21 protein-coding genes are annotated in these 17442 nt (G+C 57.3%); 7 read left to right on the top strand and 14 right to left on the bottom strand.

All coding sequences use genetic code 11. The features are described 5' to 3' along the window. Positions 1–60: 60 nt before the first annotated feature. Entirely contained in the window at positions 61–1188 is a 1128-nt protein-coding gene (locus V1290_RS21610; RefSeq protein WP_334366275.1) for an AAA family ATPase, read from the bottom strand. Positions 1189–1833: 645 nt separating this feature from the next. Next, a complete protein-coding gene (locus tag V1290_RS21615; RefSeq protein WP_334366276.1) occupies positions 1834–2484 on the bottom strand; it encodes a hypothetical protein in 651 nt (216 codons plus the stop codon). A 97-nt stretch (positions 2485–2581) separates the two neighbouring features. Here V1290_RS21615 and V1290_RS21620 point away from each other — a divergent pair, with 97 nt between their 5' ends. Both V1290_RS21620 and V1290_RS21625 read left to right on the top strand, forming a co-directional pair. Beyond that, on the top strand, positions 2582–2869 hold the full coding sequence (locus V1290_RS21620; RefSeq protein ID WP_334366278.1) for a hypothetical protein: 288 nt from the start codon (positions 2582–2584) through the stop codon (positions 2867–2869). Beyond that, positions 2866–3354 (top strand): hypothetical protein, encoded by a 489-nt coding sequence (locus V1290_RS21625; protein ID WP_334366279.1) that lies wholly within the window; start codon positions 2866–2868, stop codon positions 3352–3354. Before V1290_RS21620 ends, V1290_RS21625 begins: the two co-directional genes overlap by 4 nt. Positions 3355–3379: 25 nt before the next feature. Here the strand turns inward: V1290_RS21625 and V1290_RS21630 are convergent, their stop codons facing one another. The 10 genes from V1290_RS21630 to V1290_RS21675 all read right to left on the bottom strand — a co-directional run bounded on the left by V1290_RS21630 (position 3380) and on the right by V1290_RS21675 (position 11336). Further along, positions 3380–4072, bottom strand: coding sequence for a metallophosphoesterase family protein (locus V1290_RS21630; RefSeq protein ID WP_334369119.1), 693 nt, complete (start codon positions 4070–4072; stop codon positions 3380–3382). A gap of 33 nt (positions 4073–4105) precedes the next feature. After that, positions 4106–5032, bottom strand: a complete 927-nt coding sequence (locus tag V1290_RS21635) for a hypothetical protein (protein ID WP_334366280.1) — start codon at positions 5030–5032, stop codon at positions 4106–4108. 66 nt (positions 5033–5098) lie between these two features. After that, complete coding sequence (locus V1290_RS21640; RefSeq protein ID WP_334366281.1) at positions 5099–6364, bottom strand: MBL fold metallo-hydrolase; 1266 nt, start codon at positions 6362–6364, stop codon at positions 5099–5101. Positions 6365–6731: 367 nt separating this feature from the next. Then, on the bottom strand, positions 6732–7130 hold the full coding sequence (gene vapC / locus V1290_RS21645) for a type II toxin-antitoxin system tRNA(fMet)-specific endonuclease VapC (RefSeq protein WP_334366282.1): 399 nt from the start codon (positions 7128–7130) through the stop codon (positions 6732–6734). After that, positions 7130–7363, bottom strand: coding sequence for a type II toxin-antitoxin system VapB family antitoxin (gene vapB, locus V1290_RS21650; protein ID WP_334369120.1), 234 nt, complete (start codon positions 7361–7363; stop codon positions 7130–7132). Before vapB ends, vapC begins: the two co-directional genes overlap by 1 nt. Positions 7364–7396: 33 nt before the next feature. Continuing rightward, complete coding sequence (locus tag V1290_RS21655) at positions 7397–7546, bottom strand: hypothetical protein (protein ID WP_334366283.1); 150 nt, start codon at positions 7544–7546, stop codon at positions 7397–7399. A gap of 71 nt (positions 7547–7617) precedes the next feature. After that, positions 7618–8100 carry a transcription elongation factor GreA gene (greA, locus tag V1290_RS21660; protein WP_334366284.1) on the bottom strand — a complete coding sequence of 161 codons (483 nt, stop codon included), beginning with the start codon at positions 8098–8100 and terminating at the stop codon, positions 7618–7620. 1188 nt (positions 8101–9288) lie between these two features. Next, entirely contained in the window at positions 9289–9648 is a 360-nt protein-coding gene (locus V1290_RS21665) for a hypothetical protein (protein WP_334366285.1), read from the bottom strand. 112 nt (positions 9649–9760) lie between these two features. Next, a complete protein-coding gene (locus V1290_RS21670) occupies positions 9761–10090 on the bottom strand; it encodes a hypothetical protein (protein WP_334366286.1) in 330 nt (109 codons plus the stop codon). Between the two features lie 367 nt (positions 10091–10457). Further along, complete coding sequence (locus V1290_RS21675; RefSeq protein ID WP_334366287.1) at positions 10458–11336, bottom strand: abortive infection family protein; 879 nt, start codon at positions 11334–11336, stop codon at positions 10458–10460. A 222-nt stretch (positions 11337–11558) separates the two neighbouring features. Here V1290_RS21675 and V1290_RS21680 point away from each other — a divergent pair, with 222 nt between their 5' ends. From V1290_RS21680 to V1290_RS21700, 5 genes are all read left to right on the top strand, one after another. Continuing rightward, a complete protein-coding gene (locus V1290_RS21680) occupies positions 11559–11960 on the top strand; it encodes a hypothetical protein (protein ID WP_334366288.1) in 402 nt (133 codons plus the stop codon). A 467-nt stretch (positions 11961–12427) separates the two neighbouring features. Further along, positions 12428–13321 (top strand): dienelactone hydrolase family protein, encoded by an 894-nt coding sequence (locus V1290_RS21685; protein WP_334366289.1) that lies wholly within the window; start codon positions 12428–12430, stop codon positions 13319–13321. After that, entirely contained in the window at positions 13321–13779 is a 459-nt protein-coding gene (locus tag V1290_RS21690; RefSeq protein WP_334366290.1) for a glutathione S-transferase family protein, read from the top strand. The genes V1290_RS21685 and V1290_RS21690 overlap by 1 nt, the downstream gene beginning before the upstream one ends. A 465-nt stretch (positions 13780–14244) precedes the next feature. Then, positions 14245–14700, top strand: a complete 456-nt coding sequence (locus tag V1290_RS21695) for a VOC family protein (RefSeq protein WP_334369121.1) — start codon at positions 14245–14247, stop codon at positions 14698–14700. A gap of 765 nt (positions 14701–15465) precedes the next feature. Beyond that, positions 15466–15996 carry a dihydrofolate reductase family protein gene (locus V1290_RS21700; protein WP_334366291.1) on the top strand — a complete coding sequence of 177 codons (531 nt, stop codon included), beginning with the start codon at positions 15466–15468 and terminating at the stop codon, positions 15994–15996. 91 nt (positions 15997–16087) lie between these two features. Here the strand turns inward: V1290_RS21700 and V1290_RS21705 are convergent, their stop codons facing one another. Then, entirely contained in the window at positions 16088–16861 is a 774-nt protein-coding gene (locus V1290_RS21705; protein ID WP_334366292.1) for a type III pantothenate kinase, read from the bottom strand. A 142-nt stretch (positions 16862–17003) separates the two neighbouring features. Continuing rightward, positions 17004–17375, bottom strand: coding sequence for a hypothetical protein (locus V1290_RS21710; protein WP_334366293.1), 372 nt, complete (start codon positions 17373–17375; stop codon positions 17004–17006). Between the last annotated feature and the right edge of the window lie 67 nt (positions 17376–17442).

Raw genomic sequence — 17442 nt, forward strand, 5'->3', positions numbered from 1 at the left:
GGTGCTGACTTGTTCAGGAACCTCCAAGCCTCGAACGAGTCCGCAAAGCGTATTGGTCGGCTAGTTAGGGCTCGCGACCAATACGTCATAGCAGCGCGAAGGCGGCCCTTGCTTCTCAATCCGCAGTACCCCGGCATCAAGCAGCCGCTGCATTGCTTCTGCCATCTTTTGTTTAGTGTAGCCTTTGGCATCAGGATGTTCCGCGATCCGCTTTGGCGCATATGTGGCGCAAGGCTTTGGACTTAGCCGGTGCCCCTGGTTCGTCATTCTTAGAAAGACAGCCAAGAAAACGTCGTCGGCGGCGCGGTTGGACAGGTTTACAACCGAAGGATCAGCGCCACTGTCAACAACATAGACCCCTTCATTCCAGCGAAGGTTTATCTCTTCCCCGGTTCGACCATAGTTGGCCTTCATGACCTTCAAGACGCGCGCGTCCGGGTCATCTTTCACGGCTTGCAAATAGAGTCGTGACCGAACGCTGTTTGACCATGCGGTTGACCCGGACAAGCCACTCCCGCTGTTCATGCCGGTTAGTGAGGGATGAGATAAAAGAACAATGGCGCAACCGCAGTTGAGTGCCAACGCTGCCAATTTCTGAATGAACTGGCGCACCTGATTGCGGTTGATTTCGTCGCCGCCGAACACATCAGCGGCCGGGTCAATCACGACCAATCGCGGCTTAAAGCTTTCGACTTCGGTTTTCAGCTTCCAGTACTGCCGCGTCCAGTTCAACTGCCCTTTGTCTGAACTCGCCAGCGTCGCATCTAATCCAGCCATCGGGATCAATCGCACGCCCTCAAGGTCGGCCAGTTCATATCCAGCATGGGCGACGGTCGCGGCAAACCGTCTGTGTAATTCGTCGGCTTCGTCTTCGGCCGTATAGAGAATACAGGGTCCCGGAGTAACGTCCTTGCCGAACCATTGCAGGCCAAGGGCCGCCGCAACGATCAATTGCAGCGCTGTTTGCGTCTTGCCAGTGCCGCCGTCACCCGAATACAGCGTCACGACGCGCTGCGGGATCAAGCCTTCCACCAGCCATTCACGCTCGGGTATCTGCTTGCCTTGCCAACTGCGCGGATCGATGACGGGCAGGGGTTCTAGTTGCTTGTCGATGAACGATATCGCGCCGCGCGTCCGCATACCTTCGAGCAGCGAAGGTCCTTTGGTCTCGTTTATTTCAATTGTCATTTCGGCTGTTCCGTTCAGTTGGCCAACAGCCCGGCTAGATTTCGCATGTATGACTCGAGGTCCGGCGACCGGCTCTTGAAGCCGACAAGGCGGCACGCCTCGCTAACGGACTCGCACCATTTCGGAGAGGTCAAAGCGAAATGGGGTTCCAGCCGTTGCCAATCGGCATCAGTAAGCTGTTTGACTTGATCGGCAAGCTGAATGAGTAGACCAGCCGCTTCCGCGTTACGGGCATCTTGAGGGTATCGAAGCCGCATTTTCTCCCGCCAATTGGCGGTTCGCTGTAGGGCGTCGGCGATAGAATTGATGCAATCGTGTTTGTCGTTATCTGTCATAATTCACTTGAGATTTGCCCACGACAAAGCACCCCATGGGCGTGGGTGCGAGACTCACTTATCTCGATCTACAGGGCTTAGGCCGTCTGTTTTGGTGCACGCACCGGTTTCGGTCGTTTTGCATCTAGGCCACTAACCGATTGAAATGTAATGACCGCGTATTGGGGCGTTTTGCAGAAAAGTCCATTCAAAACAATGATCCACCGCAGTCTACGAATCTGGGGGTCAGGAGTTCGAATCTCTTCGGGCGCGCCACTTGTCCTTGATTTCGTTGCTTTTTCTCGATACCGCTCTCGCTTGTTACCGGGTGTTACCGTAGGCGCGCGGGCACATCTTTCAGCGCGGCTGCAATGTCGATCAGTGCGGCGCGCGCGACCGTTTTGATCTGGAAGAGGCGATGTCCGGGGAAACGCTCCGTGAGGTCGTAGATCTCGGTCCCTCGGACCGAACGCTCTCCCTCAGGACCAAAGACAATGACCTTGCTTTGGCCTGTGTGATCGATCCACCTGACGATCGCGTACCGGGGCAGCTTGCCGGCACCTATTCCGACTGGGTCCAGTAGCTGGAGGGCGGTCTCCGCCGGACGCCTGGAGCCAAATTTTTGTTGCCATTCCGCGCTGCGCCCAATGTCGAATGGGGGCGGGATATTCATGGCCAGTTCTTCGATGCGCTTGGCCAGAAAGTCCTCCAATGTGTCGGTCAGGCGCCTTCGGGTGCTCACTGGCTTGAGCCCTGAGAAGCGCTTCAGCACGTCGAGCGAGTCCTTTGCGAAGGTGCTGCCGACGGAAGCGATTAGCAGACGCGATGCATCGAGCGCGTTCATGGCCGCGGCTGCTCGCCCATAGCCCTTGAACGATATCCAGCCGGCCACTCGGATCGTTTTCAAGTGGAGTTGCGCGCTCTCCCTAGAAATCCCGATCGCATCCCCTACCACGTCGGCCAATTCCCTGGATGTGACCAATGCCGTCCTCCGAATCGTATTTCTGTTAACTATACCTTCTGTGGACCTATTGTTCCATTGAAAATTCAGTGTCATATTTGGTCCACTGGAGGTCGATGTGACGAGACGGCTGGACTATCGCGTGGTCGGCGGAAAAGGACTGATCATTCCCACCCCGTTGTATGTGGATGATGATCTGTTGGCTGAAATCGCGTTCGGAGATAAAGCTCGGCACTGGCGCGAGATCCGCCATGTGTTCGAGCGGCAAGGCATGCCCGGGCCGCGCGCAACGGTCCGGGGTTTGTATTACCTTCCGGCATTTTTAAGATTTTTGGACCGCCGCGAGGGGCTTGCTCACGAAAATGAGGACTATGCCGAAGATGGTCCTGACGCCTTCGGTCCGTGAGCAAGCGAAAGCGCTCAGCCATTGTCCAAATCGCTGGACAAAACGTTGCAATCGACGCACCCGGGCTGAAACAGATCAAGCGCACGAATAGGGTGGATCTATATTGGGCTAAGGACGAGAACGCGCTGTTCGCCGACTATAAGCCTGCGACCGTTCGAATTCACGTCGACTTTTCGCGTCCAGACGCTTTCGAAACAATCGAAAACATCTGTCGACGCGAACAAGCCGCGATGGAGCTTTGGCTGGAGGACAGAGGTGATGACAGAGAGCGTCTCCGGCCCAAGTTCAACGGCACTGTCGGAAGTCTCTGCCTAATCTACGAGAACGATCCTGAGAGCGGTTTCGCCGATCTGCAACAGAACACTCAGAGCTCCTATCGAGATGGCTCAAAATTGTTCGCGAAACGATCGGTGGAAGCTTCTACCGGTCCAGGTCGCGCAACCCACTTGTCCCGCATCGCAGCCAAAGAAGGCTTGGGCTCTTGAATCGGGAAGCTCTTGCATCGCCGGTCTACAAGCGAACAATTTCGCCTATGTCCGTGACAAACATGATCGGCGCGCGCCGCGCGCCAGACCATGCCGCCGCCGTTAGCGGACCGCCGAAACAGGCACCCGTATCGAGATTCAACCGATTTGCCCGCAGGTCGGCTTGCCGTGACGTTGTGGGGGTGTGCCCATGCACAACCAGCACTCCATGATCGTCCCTTGAGGATAGGAACGGCTCCCGTATCCAGAGAAGATCCTCTTTCGACTGGAGAGCAAGCGGCACACCAGGCCGGACACCGGCGTGGACGAAAAGGCGATGCCGGTCTATGTGCGTCAGCGGGAGCTGCTTCATCCATGACAAGTGTTCAGCAGGCAGTTCGCTGGGATCGTCAACACCATAGCTTTTGAGGGTCTGCTCACCCCCGTTTCCCCACCAAGTCATGAGATCGTGATCCGAGCGATACTTGTCCGCGGCGCGCACCAACATCTCCTCATGATTGCCGCGCAAGCAGATGAAACGGCGTCCCAGATCCGATTGTCGTCGGATCAGGAAATCCACTACCTGCCTGCTGTCCGGTCCTCTGTCGATGTAGTCGCCGATGAAGATGAATCTGGGACCCTCTCCACCTTGAACAATTTCGCACAGGGCAAGCAGCGTTTGTAGCTTATCAAAGCACCCGTGAATATCGCCAATGGCGAATGTAAGCGAATGCGACAGAGTTCACTCCAAGCGGGACTACAGCGGTTTACCTTACGCGTTTGTTTCAGCGGAGCGCGCAGGCGGACTAACTTTCGCCAGCTGCCGCAACAGCTCCTTGAATTTGGTTAGCTCGAGCATGCATACATTGTGCATTCCGTAGCCAGCAAAGCTGGCATTGAAGAAGCGAAGGTCGAAATGCGCAGGCTCTTTGATCTCGTCAAGGATGTTCAACAGCTTCGTGCTGCGTGGGTTGTGGTTGGCGAGCAGAAAGACCACTTCAGGTCGACCAGAGACAACCGCCCGATCGTACTTCACGTGCTTGTTGAAACGGACGAGTCCTAGTTGGAGCAATTGCTCAAACTGCTCTTCGATCGTCTTGTTGAGGCTTTCACGCTTGATCGGATCGGCGAGGATCTTTTCGAGATCTGCGATATGCTTCGCGATGCCAGCGGCACCATCATAAGCTCCGATGCCATATTTCATCTCGACGAGGACAGGTGTGCAGCGGGTCTCATCCTTTTTATCCTTGCTTAGCCATTTGAGCCCGACCATGTCGAGCTTGGCTCCCTGGTCAGGGTCAGCAAATTCGATGTCCGTCATAAAGTATTCGGTCTCGTTCGATATAGCTGACCTGTTGTTCTCCCATGCGACAAGCTGCTGAAACTCGCGTTCGGATTTCCGTTTTGTTGCAAAGTATGAGTTCATCGTTTCTTTGAGTGTTGGCAGCGCCGCAACCCAAGCCGAGCAGTGCTCAGGCTCATGAATAAGGTTGGAGGGCAGTTCGACTGGCTTACCCTGAGCATAGCCGGCATCGAAGGCCGCAACATATCCACCATTTTTCTCTTCAAGGTACAGGATGCTTCCGCCGCGATAGTAGATGTTGATGTAGTGGCCGCGAAGCGCGAGCATCAAGGTATCGTCCCGCTGAACCTTTTCCGTAAGTTCATGCAGCCGACCTCCTTCCTGCAGGTCCTTCATGAACTTCTCGGATATTGCCTTACCCATTTCTATTGCCCCTTGTTTTGCAGCTTCAAAAAAGACGATCTAGACATCCCACCATTCGCCATCGTCGCGACGCGTGACATTCGCGAAATAGTCGGAGAACCGGTCACCCTGGAATGTGTGAATTGGCACGAGCCGGCGCGGATTGAGAGCGTTGGCCAACCGCTTGAGATCGGCGATGCTGGCATGGCCCGACGTGTGAATGACGTCCAGCCGGATCCCTCGGCCCAGCAGGTCGGCCTTTAGTTTCGCGCCGGGGCCTTCGTTGAGGTATCCGTCCCATTGGGACCAGATCGCCCTCGCGTCATTCCAGAGGTTACCCAATTCCAGGTCGCGCATCATTGCGGGCCGAAACAGCATCACCACCCTGTCGGCGATCTCGGCGATATGCTCGCGGAAGATACGTGTGGATTTGTAAGGTTCGAGCAGGTCGAAACGCTGATTTCTGGCAATGTGCCGGCGTTGATATTCCGGAACGTAGACCGAGAGGTTAGGCCAGCCCACGTTCGGCAGGTTTGGATTGCCGGTCGCTCTCAGGATCTCCATCGCATAGACATCGAGCAGAAGCGTGCGGTTTGTCCGCTTGCAGGCGCGATAAATACCGACCATGCGATCAATGTTCTGCGCGGACGCGGAGATCATGACGAACCCTGGCCGACTGAAGTTCTCGATGAGCCTGGCCTCGATTTCCTGTTCGCTCTCGAAATGGTCGTGTTCGTCGAGCCGGCCGAGGCTCGAACCCTCCATCAGCATCGTGTCGATCTGTTGAGGTGGCTTCCTCACCAATTGTTCGAAGAGTGCCGCTTTGCGACCGTGAGCGCGAATGTCGCCGCTGTAGAACAGCCGGCGGCCAGCTGCCTCGATCTCCAGGGCGTAGGCGTCATAGGCCGAATGGTCGACAAGATAAGGGGTAAGACGGAACGGTCCAATCTGGAGGGGAGTTCGGTCAGTCAGATATTTCGACACGTTGGGCGCAAAAAAATTGGGTGCAAACGGTGCCGCGGCACCCATAATGCGAGCGGTTGCAGCACCCATGACCAACGGGATCGCGGGCTTGCACAACGGCAGCAATCCCCAATGATCGCCGTGCCCATGCGAAATGACGATCGCGCTCAAACTTGGGTCTTCGCCTTGAAGCCCTGCGACATCCGGCAGCAAATCGTCCGAAGCTCCGTCAGCGTCGAGCGGCAAGCCCAGATCGAGCAAGATCCTTTGGCCATCCGCCTCCAGTTCGATGCAAGTCCCACCAATTTGCCGAGTGCCGCGGTGTACGCGAGCGCGAAATGCACCCATGGATCTAGTATTCATAAGGCCTTCTGGATTTGTTCAGGAGGGAATGGATGTGATCTGCTCGAGCGGTTCGTGATCTGAGAGACTATGCGGGCGGCCGTCCTGCGGAAGCGAACCGGCTAGGGATTCGATCAGGAGAATCGGGCGTATGCTAGGGTTTGGTCCACGAATGCAAAGGAGGCTCCGATTTAGCGATCAGATATCTATATTCAGTTGAAGGCCTCGGAAATTGCGGCTTAAAGCCGAGAAATAATCGATGTTGCATTCAAGCAACATTCGGGAGCTGTCGAGTTTGAATCGCTGCGGGAGGTAGTACACGGACCTATTGGCGGTGGTCTTGAAAAAGGGCTATTCGGAATTTCGTGTTGAAACATCCTGGCCTCAGTCAGATCCAGTTCTCGACTCTGACCCCCGGCATACGGGCGAACTCGCGCATATTGTTGGTGACGACGATCAAGCCTTCGCTGCGGGCATGACCGCCGATTTGCATGTCGTGCGGACCACTGGGCGTTCCCGCGCGCTCTAGTTCCGCCCGGACCTGACCGTAGTGCGCAGCCGCCTTCTCAGCAAAGGGCAGCACATCGAGGCGCGCCACAAAATGCTCGATTGCCGTTAGGTTGTGGGCGCGGCGTGCGGATTTTTCTGCGCCATAGTGCAACTCGCCGAGCGTGATGCTGGAGATGCAGAGTTGCTCGGCCAATGCATTGAACTTTTCGCGCAGCTCGATCGGATAGTTCTTCATGACATAGATGCAGATGTTTGTGTCGAGCATGTAGGTAAGCATCAGAGCGGCTCGCGCTCCTCGGCTGCGGGCTGCTTACGCTCGACCATGAAATCCTCGCTCGCGCGCGGTCCGTTCTGAAATAGATCATCCCACCGTTTGCCTTGAGGCACGATCACACGGCTGCGGCCGATCTTCAGAATATCGACGTGATGCACATTCTCCGGAAAGGCGACGGCCTTAGGTAGGCGGACAGCCTGACTGCGATTGCTTGTGAACACCGTGGAGCCCGTCATGTGCATCCCCTTGTATATCCAACTGGGATATACCTATTCCAGTGGCAATATTTTTACAAGGCCAAAGAACGTCCCGTCAGCGACATCAGCCGAGGCGACCAGCAATCCCTCGGATTCCCCACGAAAATCCGAATAGCCGAAAAAAGTATGGGGTGCCGGCTCCGCCGAATGATCCTCGGGCATGGCTCTTGCCCACCGGGCAGGCAAGGGCACCACCACGTGAAGTTATTCCCTTCTCCTGCTCTGGGTGAGATTCAAGAAATGGCGATAATCTCAATTTCGTTTGTGCCTGAGCCTACGGTGTCTCCCACGGCTTTACCCATCAGTAATTTCGCCACAGGGGAAGCAAACGAAATGGAACCTGCCTTAGGATCCGCTTCGTCCTCGCCAACAATGCGAAACTTCTGTACGCGACCGTCCAGTCGATTGAATGTCACTGTGCTTCCAAAGGCGACGACGTCCGCAGACGTGGGATTGGGAAGGACCTGAGCCGTTCGCAGTCGCTCGGAAAAGTATCGCGTGTCGCGAATGGGGATTGCCGAAAGTCGCCGTTTTTCATTGACGTCGTCAGTCTTTTGAGCGGCTTCGTAGGCCGCGCGTGCTTCATGGAGTTGTCGCTCCAAGGCTTTCAGACCGGTCTCAGTTACCAGATTGGGATGGGGTGAAATCGGACGATCCGGCAAAAGCGTCTCAGATGCAGTCTCGGCACTTTCTTCCTTTGTAAAAGCGACGCTCACTCCTAATCTCCAATTTTCGGCTATCCGGATTTTCGTGTGGAAACGCTACACTGGCTCACATCGCCAAGGATCGCCTCGGCGTGAGAGAGTTTCCTCTGGGAACCATTTGCGCTCCGTTGTCCATTAAACTCTGCAGCGATGTGAACTTCAACCGGCGTCGATATGACTCATGAAGTGGAAGAATAACAGATGGACGCTGATCGCCAATACGCGGTTGCCTCATTACTATTCGATTACGTGAAGAGTCCCTCATTGCGGCATCTGCGTGACCCTCACAGCATACACAGACTCGCGCGAGACATCGTGAACGCCTTAGATAGAGCGAGTTCCGTGTGGAAGAAGTGGGAGCCGAAGCGTGAGGAGATCGTACAAGCCGCAGCTCCTTGCTGGATACCGCTAGAGGACCTTCAAGCCTTTCTAACTACGTTGCGTGGTCCCCGTTGACGAAGACGGATATTGAGCAGCGGTTACGCGCGATTTGGGAAGAGCCACATACAACCTACCCAAAGGACGAGCTCAAGGAAGGTTGTCGTGCGCTGTACCATGCCGAGAAGGCACAGGGTACAGAGATGCGAGCTATCATCGGTGCACTGCAGGAGCATATAGAGCGCGAGGAAGAGCGACTCAGGTGCGAACACCAAGAGAACTACCACCGATGGAAGGAAGAAGAACGAGTAAAGCTCCGGCGCTTTCTCGCTGGCGCCGACTGTGGATGGACCCGAATTAACAGGTCCGAAGCGTTCTATTGTCGTCGTAACGGCCGCGCGTTTCGCATTGTCCAGGGTAAGGAGGCGCTGGACCATGTATCGTGTCAAGGAGATTGACGACGAGGGCGAGTTGCTCGGCACTTACCAAGGCCGCGGCAGTGCGAACAAGGCGCTAGCGACGATTGCTTACGCTCCTGAGCCGTACCCATGATCAGTGCTACACTGTGTATATGGATTTGACTATCGAAGTGCCGGGTCGCGCAACCTACATCTCGGTTCATGATGCGGCGCGTGAAGCCGAAGTTTCCAAAAATCACATAGCAAATTCGACCGCAAAGGATCGGTTGGGGCGACTCATCGCGGGCATGTGGTTCGTAGACCACAAACAGCTTCGTTCATACTTCGCACGACGTGCAAAGAAGCACGACCAACGACCATCGAGAAGCAGCGTATCGATGTCCAACCACATCGCCAGAGCGATCTAGTTTGCCACGACCAAAACGTCGTCGAGAGCGCCGCGATATCGTTGAACGCAATCCGAAAGATCGCCGCCCTTTGCGTACGGCATGACCAGGTATTGTTTGCTTTCATCGCCAGGTGTCGCATCCAGGGCGGAATGATCGAGCAATTTCACGATGTTCGGATGCGTCAAGGTGCCGATCGCCGTAACTTCGTCGCGAAACCTAACGTCCCGTTTCGAATTCAGCACGCGTTTCAGAATGCAGCGATCCGTGTAGACGGCCGATTTGTCGCTGACGAAATAGATGTGAGCCTGCCCGCTCTCGGTCAGTTGATCGAGACGCTTCCAGCGTCCGCCCCATTCATTCTTCTTCTTCGCCATGACTTGGATCCGGTGTCGCTCTTCTCGATGCGATGCGAGGATCGTCTACGTATACGGTGCGGCCGTGCCCACCTCGGCGGGACGGGTGAATTATACAATTTAGATCGATCAGCTACGTCTTTCCTTTAGCGGATTTCTTCGGTCGACCGTCTCTCGCCGGGCCGACTATGCTGCGATATTCGGACGACAACGGCGGCTGCTCGTCATGATTGAACCAGACGTCATCCGGTTGCCCTCTCAGCACGATCCGCCAAATGTTTACCTCGCCAGTCGCGGAAATTCGTTTCATCGCCCGGAGCACCGACACGCGGTGCTTCTTCTCGACGTCGTTCGTCCCGAAGACCTCGCAGCAGAGGTCGTACGTGGAAAGAACGCCGCTACGCTTCGTCCTTCTGAATATCTCGACGATCTTGCGTTCGACATGGCCAGGGCCCCTGCTCACGTAAATTCCTCGATTCTAAGTGTTTCCGATATTATCGCGGGCTTGATATAAGTGGAAGCACTAAGTGTCATCGTTTGATCGGCGCAGGGCTTCTTGAACGCCTTGAAATCGCCACCACCGGCGAAGGAAAATCATGTTCAGCAAACATACGTTCGGCGCTCGCAGCTACTGGCATTACCGAGGATATCGCGAAAAGGGCGATGCCGGGCCGCCGCTCACGAAAGCCTGGCGAAGGGCGCAAAAAGCAAGGCGGCGGCGCGCCGAGGCATTCAGGGCGCGCGCAATGGCCGGACGGCAGCGAGGAGCCGGGTGAGCCAGAGCTTAGGCCCTCAGAGCGAGAGCAGGTGATCGTCCATCATCGTCAGTTCTAGTGAGACTTGAGTTGCCTGGTCGGGAATTTCTTTTGCCACGTCTCTACCAGAAACAGTGAAACGGTGCTCGCGGAATGGATGGCCAATCGGGCGATGCGCGGATCGATCCTTCGGTATCCGCGCTCGCGCCCGTGCGCGTCGCCGCCGTGCGTCCGGAGGGAGCCGACGCCGTTTACGACCGAATTCAGGCCGCCGAGAATGGTGCGGACGTCGTTCGCGATGTCGTCGGCAACGCCCGGCTTGTCCGGCGTCAGTCCCAGCGGCTCGCGGACCGCCTGGTAAAGACCCTGGATGTCCTTCTTCGAAGGCAACGGCACACCGAGCTCGACCAGAACCGATCGGCAGACGCTCTCCACCACCGAGCACGCCGAGGTAACGGCGTCCTCAGGATCGTTTTCCGCGCTGGCAAGCGCCCGTTCGAGATCGCGGTTCACGGTGTCGAAGTCGATCACAACGACCGCGCTGACGAGAGCCTCGACCACGCTGGCGGATCGGCCCGGCGCGCCGAGGCGGACCTGGTTGCCCACCCGCTGCAGCTCGAGCCCGTCGTACGCCAGGCGCGCGTTGAGATAGTTGATGACGGCCTGCAGCCGGTCCGGATCCGAAAGGAAGTCTCGAGGGTCAGCCGCCCGTTCGATGATATTCCTCAAGATCGTCTGGTCGCCGGCGCGGTTCGCCCGTTCGAGAGCTTCGACGAGCGTCGGCAGGCGCGATCCTGCGCCGACCGACATCGCGACGTTGCAGCCGCGCATGAAGGATTCGAGTTTGGAAGCCGACCTGTAGATGCCGATCGGAGGTGTCTGATCGTTGCCACCGCCACCTGAAATGACCACGGCGAGGGCTTCGATCGATTGCGGAGCGAGATGAATGTGCATGGCAACAGCAGACTAAATGAACCGTCGGAAAGTCGGCTCCGACCTCGGCGGATTCATGGCCGCCGGAACTCTGTCGCTGGCGAGCGCCAGCGGTAGAAACGGGGGTGGCTTGTCGGTCGAATCCTTCAACGTTGCGAATGAAAGGAAGCCTGTTCAAGGAAACCGAAGCCGCCGTTTACGCATTGTAACGCTGCGTGACAGAGCGGTTAGTGGAGTTTGGGCGTGAGCGATATCATCGGCCCCCAAAAGGGCTTTCCGTCTTCAGTGAACAAGGTCCTGGTTTGGATCGCCATTCCGACGGTGCTCCTTATGGCCGTCCTGGGATTCTTCGGAGCGCTCGGTCAGGCCGGAGCTATGATACATTCAGCGTGTCAGAACGTGGGCCTTTGTTCGATCCCCAAGCCAGTTCGAGAGGCGCCCAAGCTACCAAACTTCACCTCGTCGCGGGTGGACGGCGGGCATGGCTATACGGAGTTCTGCGAGCCGCAAGCTCAATCATACCGGGAACAGTACCCCGATTTCACGATCACTTGGCACGAAGCGGGCGACGGCCGCGACAAGGACTGGAGGGGACATGCCACGTATCAATACACGTGCACCTTCAGCGCCGTTCCCAAGAGGTAGTCGACAAGCTCTGTCATTCCCATTCGCTGAAGTCGGCCAACCCCAGCCGGCTCGAAATTGAATGAACCTGAGGGCCCGTCGGTCCCAAACGGTGGTACACGGCGGTGGTCACAAATCTCAGCCGGACCTTTGCGGGATCCTTGTTTTTCAGCGTATTTCGCGACTTCCGGCGGAAGGATGGGAATCCCTCCCTCTCCGCCATTTTTAAGATCCTATCCACCACTTTCTCCCCCTCCCCGCGAGAAACCCCTGCAAAGCAGCGTCTGCGGTTGCGTGAGTGTGCAAGGGCCGAAGCGGGTAACCTTGCGCTCGTGACGGCGACGAATAGCCTCAATCATTCTAGCATTTCTGCATTCGAAAGGCTGAGATAGTTAGCAGCGCCGGTGGAATCCGGCCTACAAGGCGTTTTTGAGCCTTCTTCAAGTATTGGTGCGATTCTATTTTCCTAGGGGACACGGATCAAAGAAATGAAACGCATTTTCCCGATGCTGATAACGACGCTAATCACCACGGCAGCGTCAGCCGAAATGGTCAAGATACCTTGGAAGGGTGACTACGCGCACAACTATGATGCAGTCTACACTCCCGACAACAAGCACCGCTCAGGCTTGTCAAAGAACTTTCTCAATGGTGCTCCGGAGGAAGGGGGCAAGGTGCAGAAGAACGGTGTGCTCAGTGCTGAAATCATCAAGCCTAAAGGCAGCACCGGCCCGGTGCCGTTCATCATCTTGATGCACGGCTGCACCGGCTTGTCCAAGGCGGTCGCCATTTGGGCCAAGGAAAAGGCCAAGGTTTTTCTCGACAATGGCATTGGCGTTGTGATCCTCGACAGCTTCAAGCCACGCAACGTTGAACGGACTTGCGGCGAAGCCAATTACCACTGGGGCTGGCGGCGAGCCGAAGACGCCTACTCGGCGCTCGACTATCTGATCGAGAACAAGCTTGCTGTCCCCAGCGGGGTCTACGTGATGGGTCGGAGCAATGGCGGTACCGCAGTGATGATGATCAGCCATTCGCACTACTCATCCAATCACCGCAACACCTTCGCCGTTGTTTTTGCCGTCTCGCCGGGTTGTGCTAGTCTGACCAAGGTAAAGTTCTCGACGCGGCTTATCATTTTTACGGGCGACAAGGACAACGCTAACGATCCGAAAGTTTGCCAAGAAATTGTGAGCGACAAGGTTCAACTCGTGCTGTTTAAAGGCGTTCACCACGGGTACGAAGACAAGGGGCCGGCCTACGTCATGAGCAATGGATGGCGAATGGAGTACAACGCCAACGCCGACAAAGAGACCATTAATCGATCACTCGCCGTGATGAAATCAAAAGAAGCCTTTAGGCCCGGGGTGGAGGTACGTTGATGGACGCTAGGGTCGGTCTGAAATGCTCGGTGTTTGCCGACGAGAGCGGCATCGTCGTGAGCGCTACGCTGGCTCGCATGAGGGCAGCGCTCGACTCGCGCGCCCGGGTGGAACAATGGCTTGACTGGAACCAGTGCCGCCTCGGCCCCGCCGTGGTCGATATCGTCCTCAACAAGGTATTCCTCGGCCCCAATGGCGACGCCTCCGCAATCGAGCGTGGCGAACGGCGATTGGCGGATGTCGCTCCGGTCCTGGAAGCCAGGCTGTCACGTTCCGCCCATGTCGCCGGAGACACGCCAACGATCGCGGACCTGTCGATTGCATCGAACCTGACCCAACTCTATCTTGCCGACGCTTCGCCAAAGACACCCGCCACCGTTGCATGGTATCGCAAAATGGAAGCGCTAAGCGGTGTCAGGGCATCGTGCGCGCCCATGCAGGCCAAGACGAAGGGTTAACGGCCAACCTCGTCCCGAGCACACGCCACAAAACGCTAGAGCAAGTTGTTTTTTACCGGAATCGGGATTTCCAGTCTGGAGAATCTCTGATTCAAACTCGATGGATGGCGCGCCCCCTTTTGGAAGACACGCGGCCTGCGCAAGGGCAAACACTATCGCGCCGAGCCAGCCTGCAGATACCGCGGCCGGCCAGAACGGCAAGGGTGTGAGCCGGTTGAGCGCGAGCCCAGTAAGCACCGCGACCGCCCACGCGATCGGCGGCCGGACAAATGACGTCAGCGGTACCTGCCGTGTCAGCCATGGCGGAACCTGCGTTCCTTTCGATGTAGCCAGCCGAAGTTATTTGCAGGCGTAGCGCAAAATCGCAGGCAGTCCGAAATGAGCGTGCCCGAAGCTCTTCGCGCCGTGGATGGCGTAGTGCTACCGTCCAGCAGCTACACCATCACCAGGGACACGACCGAAATCATGACCAAAAGTAAATTGCTACGAATGGACAATGTCGGCATCGTGGTGGAATCTCTCGATGATGCCATCTCTTTTTTCACCGAGCTTGGCCTGACGCTTGAGGGGCGAGCCATGGTTGAAGGAGAATGGGCCGGACGCGTCACTGGACTGGGTAATCAGCGCGTCGAGATCGCCATGATGCTCACTCCCGACGGCCACAGCCGCCTCGAGCTCTCGCGTTTTCTCACCCCGTCTGTAGTCGCCGATCACCGGAACGCCCCGGTGAACGCCCTCGGCTACCTGCGTGCTATGTTCACAGTGAGCGACATCGACGAAACACTCACCAGACTCCGTAAGCACGGTGCGCAGCTCGTCGGCGAAGTGGTTCAGTACGAGGATTCGTATCGGCTCTGCTACATCCGCGGCCCCGAAGGACTTCTCATCGGACTGGCAGAACCACTCGGTAGTAATCGGTAACGGTTAAGGGAGACCCCCGCCCGCGTCAGCGGGTGGGGTTGGACGTGCCACGCTTCAGCCGGATCGCGTGGCGTAGTGCGATTTCGCAATCTGTCGCAACTTTTCGAGCGACAGCGGTCTCGCGGCTGCAGCGTCATAGCGTTCCGGCGGAAACGTAGTTATCAGTTTCATCTACGCCGGGGCGCCATTTCCTCGTCGCCGCGCCCGGCGTGTTGGCAGTGTTCCTCCCATGGTGGGTTACGCACTGGGAGGTCGATCGCCATTCCTTGGGCTTGAGCTGACGCGCGCCATCGGCGCGATATTGATCCTTGCCGGCATACCCGGACTTGTGGGTTCATTTGCTCGCTTTGCGCCGTATCATTCGGGCTAATCGTCGGCGTAGCGCGCAATCGTGCAACCTCGCAGTTTTGCCGGCTGGAACACGCGGCAGGCCACGGCATCATGGCGCCGCGGCGAACGAGTAGTGCCCATCTTTATCGACCGTGGCGCGCCATTTCGGTTCAAAGGCACGAACGCCTGGCACCGCCGCCTCTACGCCAGAGGCGGCGGTTAGCGTTCGGAGCAGCTCGCTCCGCAGCCCACGAATGCGAACCTCTTTCCGGCTCACGACTTACACCCGCTGCGCGACAGCGCGCGCACTTGATCGCGGGCGAACGTGCCGTCGCCGTTCCCAATTGCGATTCAAAATCAGTCAATCTAGCTTACAACCGATTTCATGACGCAATCAGAACCGCGTGGATGGGCCGCGTGAGGAAGGAATTGGGTATGGCTAAGCTCGTGTTCGGAATGAACCAGTCCCTGGACGGCTACGTCGACCATATGGCGTTTGCGCCAAGCCCTACGCTCTTCCGCCACTTCATCGAGGAGGCTCAGGGGCAGGCAGGTAGTGTGTACGGTCGCCAAATGTATGGGATCATGCGTTACTGGGACGACGATCATCCTGAGTGGGGTGCAGAGGAACACGCCTTCGCGGCGGCGTGGCGGAAACAGCCGAAATGGGTCGTCTCGCGCTCGTTGAAGTCGGTCGGCCCCAACGCCAGGCTTGTTGAGGATGATCTCGAGGGCGCGATCCGCAAGCTGAAGGCCGAGCGCGACGGGGAGATCGAAGTTGCTGGCCCGAACTTGGCGCAAAGCCTCACCGAACTTGGCCTGATCGATGAGTATCGAATCTACCTGCACCCTGTCGTGCTTGGCCACGGCAAGCCATATTTCGCCGGACCCCGGCCGCCGCTCCGCCTTGTGACCCATGATCGGATTGGCGAGGATGTGATCAGGTTGACCTACGTTCCTGCTTAATCTCGCGACTCGCCGGATGGAAATCGCAGCGATCTGCGCTCGCTAGCGGCGCTGGCGAAGTAGGAACGGCGGATTGTATTCGAGTGCATCGTCACCGTAATCCCGTACTACGCCGGTATATCTCCAGCAGACCGCGAATCGTCAGGTCGGGATCGAAGTGATCTATCGCCTTGGTGGCGTCGTGGAACAACGATGCGACGCCGCCGGTGGCGACGACCGTCATTGCTTCGTTCCGCTCGGCCTTAATGCGAGCAATCATTCCTTCGATGAGCGCAACGTGACCCCAGAAAATACCGGACTGCATGGCGCTAACCGTGTCATCGCCTACCACCCGTCGTGGCTTTTGCAGCGCAATTCTGGGAAGCTTCGCGGCGGCTGCATGCAGGGCCTCCATCGACAGGTGGACGCCTGGCGCGATCACACCTCCCTCGAAGCCGCCATCACTCGCGATCACGTCCAGCGTGATGGCGGTCCCGCTGTCGACAATGATCAATGGCCCGGAATAGAGCTTGAGCGCGCCGAGCGCATTGACCAGACGGTCCGATCCGACCTCCGAGGGCTTCTTGGTCCGCACCTCGATGCCCAGCTCGGTGTTCTCACCAATGATCAACGGCTCGGCGTGCAGGTAACGACGCGACAGGTTTCGCAGGTTGAAGATCGACTGCGGCACTACGCTCGATATCACACAGGCATTCAAAAGGCTGAGCTCAAGTTTGTGCATCGCCATGAGCTGCGACAGCCACACGGCGTACTCATCGGCTGTACGGCTAGGCTCGGTAGCCGATCGCCATTGGGCGATCCAATGGTCGCCGTCGTGAACCGCGAACAGGCTGTTGGTGTTTCCCTGCTCAATTGCCAGAAGCATCGATCAAGTCCTGCGTTGCAGCTTCACATTATCTGGGCGCGGCGCCACGGTGAAGCAATAGTGCCCATCCTCATCGGCCGCGGCGCGCCACTTATCGACTGCATCGCGCAAATATCTTGACCTGCGAGGCCACCCCTGCGCTTCAATGGCCTTCGCGCTCGGCGTCGCCCTGAACCGCGTCTTCCGCTTGTGCGGCGACCAGTGCCGGCACGCCGCGGGATCGAATGACGATTCCGATGACGTCGACATCGACCTTCAGCAGATCGAGCTCTCGCGTCATCTCGCGCAGTTCCTGGCCCTTGCGCGCGATTTCCTCGGAAACGTCGATAGCCATGTTGCGCTCGGTGACCCCGCCCGGGCTGCCGACGAACATTTTGGCTCTGAGCCACTCCAGCCGCGCCCGCTGCGTATCGCGCGCGAACTTCTTTTCGACGAACTGTCGCCGTGCCTCTACGTAGGCCGCCAGCAATTCGACGTCGGACATTTTGTACAGGTCGTCGGCTGAAACGCTCATGGCCGCTGGCTCAGACGATCGGGTTCATGGCAGGTAGCGGGTCAAAACCTATTCTACCAAGCCAGGT

Source organism: Bradyrhizobium sp. AZCC 1578 (genome assembly GCF_036924675.1).
Classification (GTDB): domain Bacteria; phylum Pseudomonadota; class Alphaproteobacteria; order Rhizobiales; family Xanthobacteraceae; genus Bradyrhizobium.

What these genes read in the sequence shown, in the direction of transcription:
- V1290_RS21610 (WP_334366275.1), bottom strand. Translation starts at nt 1,188, where the DNA reads ATGACAATTGAAATAAACGAGACCAAAGGACCTTCGCTGCTCGAAGGT.
- V1290_RS21635 (WP_334366280.1), bottom strand. Translation starts at nt 5,032, where the DNA reads ATGAAGGACCTGCAGGAAGGAGGTCGGCTGCATGAACTTACGGAAAAG.
- V1290_RS21640 (WP_334366281.1), bottom strand. Translation starts at nt 6,364, where the DNA reads ATGAATACTAGATCCATGGGTGCATTTCGCGCTCGCGTACACCGCGGC.
- vapC (WP_334366282.1), bottom strand. Translation starts at nt 7,130, where the DNA reads ATGCTTACCTACATGCTCGACACAAACATCTGCATCTATGTCATGAAG.
- vapB (WP_334369120.1), bottom strand. Translation starts at nt 7,363, where the DNA reads ATGACGGGCTCCACGGTGTTCACAAGCAATCGCAGTCAGGCTGTCCGC.
- V1290_RS21655 (WP_334366283.1), bottom strand. Translation starts at nt 7,546, where the DNA reads ATGCCCGAGGATCATTCGGCGGAGCCGGCACCCCATACTTTTTTCGGC.
- V1290_RS21665 (WP_334366285.1), bottom strand. Translation starts at nt 9,648, where the DNA reads ATGGCGAAGAAGAAGAATGAATGGGGCGGACGCTGGAAGCGTCTCGAT.
- V1290_RS21675 (WP_334366287.1), bottom strand. Translation starts at nt 11,336, where the DNA reads ATGCACATTCATCTCGCTCCGCAATCGATCGAAGCCCTCGCCGTGGTC.
- V1290_RS21685 (WP_334366289.1), top strand. Translation starts at nt 12,428, where the DNA reads ATGAAACGCATTTTCCCGATGCTGATAACGACGCTAATCACCACGGCA.
- V1290_RS21690 (WP_334366290.1), top strand. Translation starts at nt 13,321, where the DNA reads ATGGACGCTAGGGTCGGTCTGAAATGCTCGGTGTTTGCCGACGAGAGC.
- V1290_RS21695 (WP_334369121.1), top strand. Translation starts at nt 14,245, where the DNA reads ATGACCAAAAGTAAATTGCTACGAATGGACAATGTCGGCATCGTGGTG.
- V1290_RS21700 (WP_334366291.1), top strand. Translation starts at nt 15,466, where the DNA reads ATGGCTAAGCTCGTGTTCGGAATGAACCAGTCCCTGGACGGCTACGTC.
- V1290_RS21705 (WP_334366292.1), bottom strand. Translation starts at nt 16,861, where the DNA reads ATGCTTCTGGCAATTGAGCAGGGAAACACCAACAGCCTGTTCGCGGTT.
- V1290_RS21710 (WP_334366293.1), bottom strand. Translation starts at nt 17,375, where the DNA reads ATGAGCGTTTCAGCCGACGACCTGTACAAAATGTCCGACGTCGAATTG.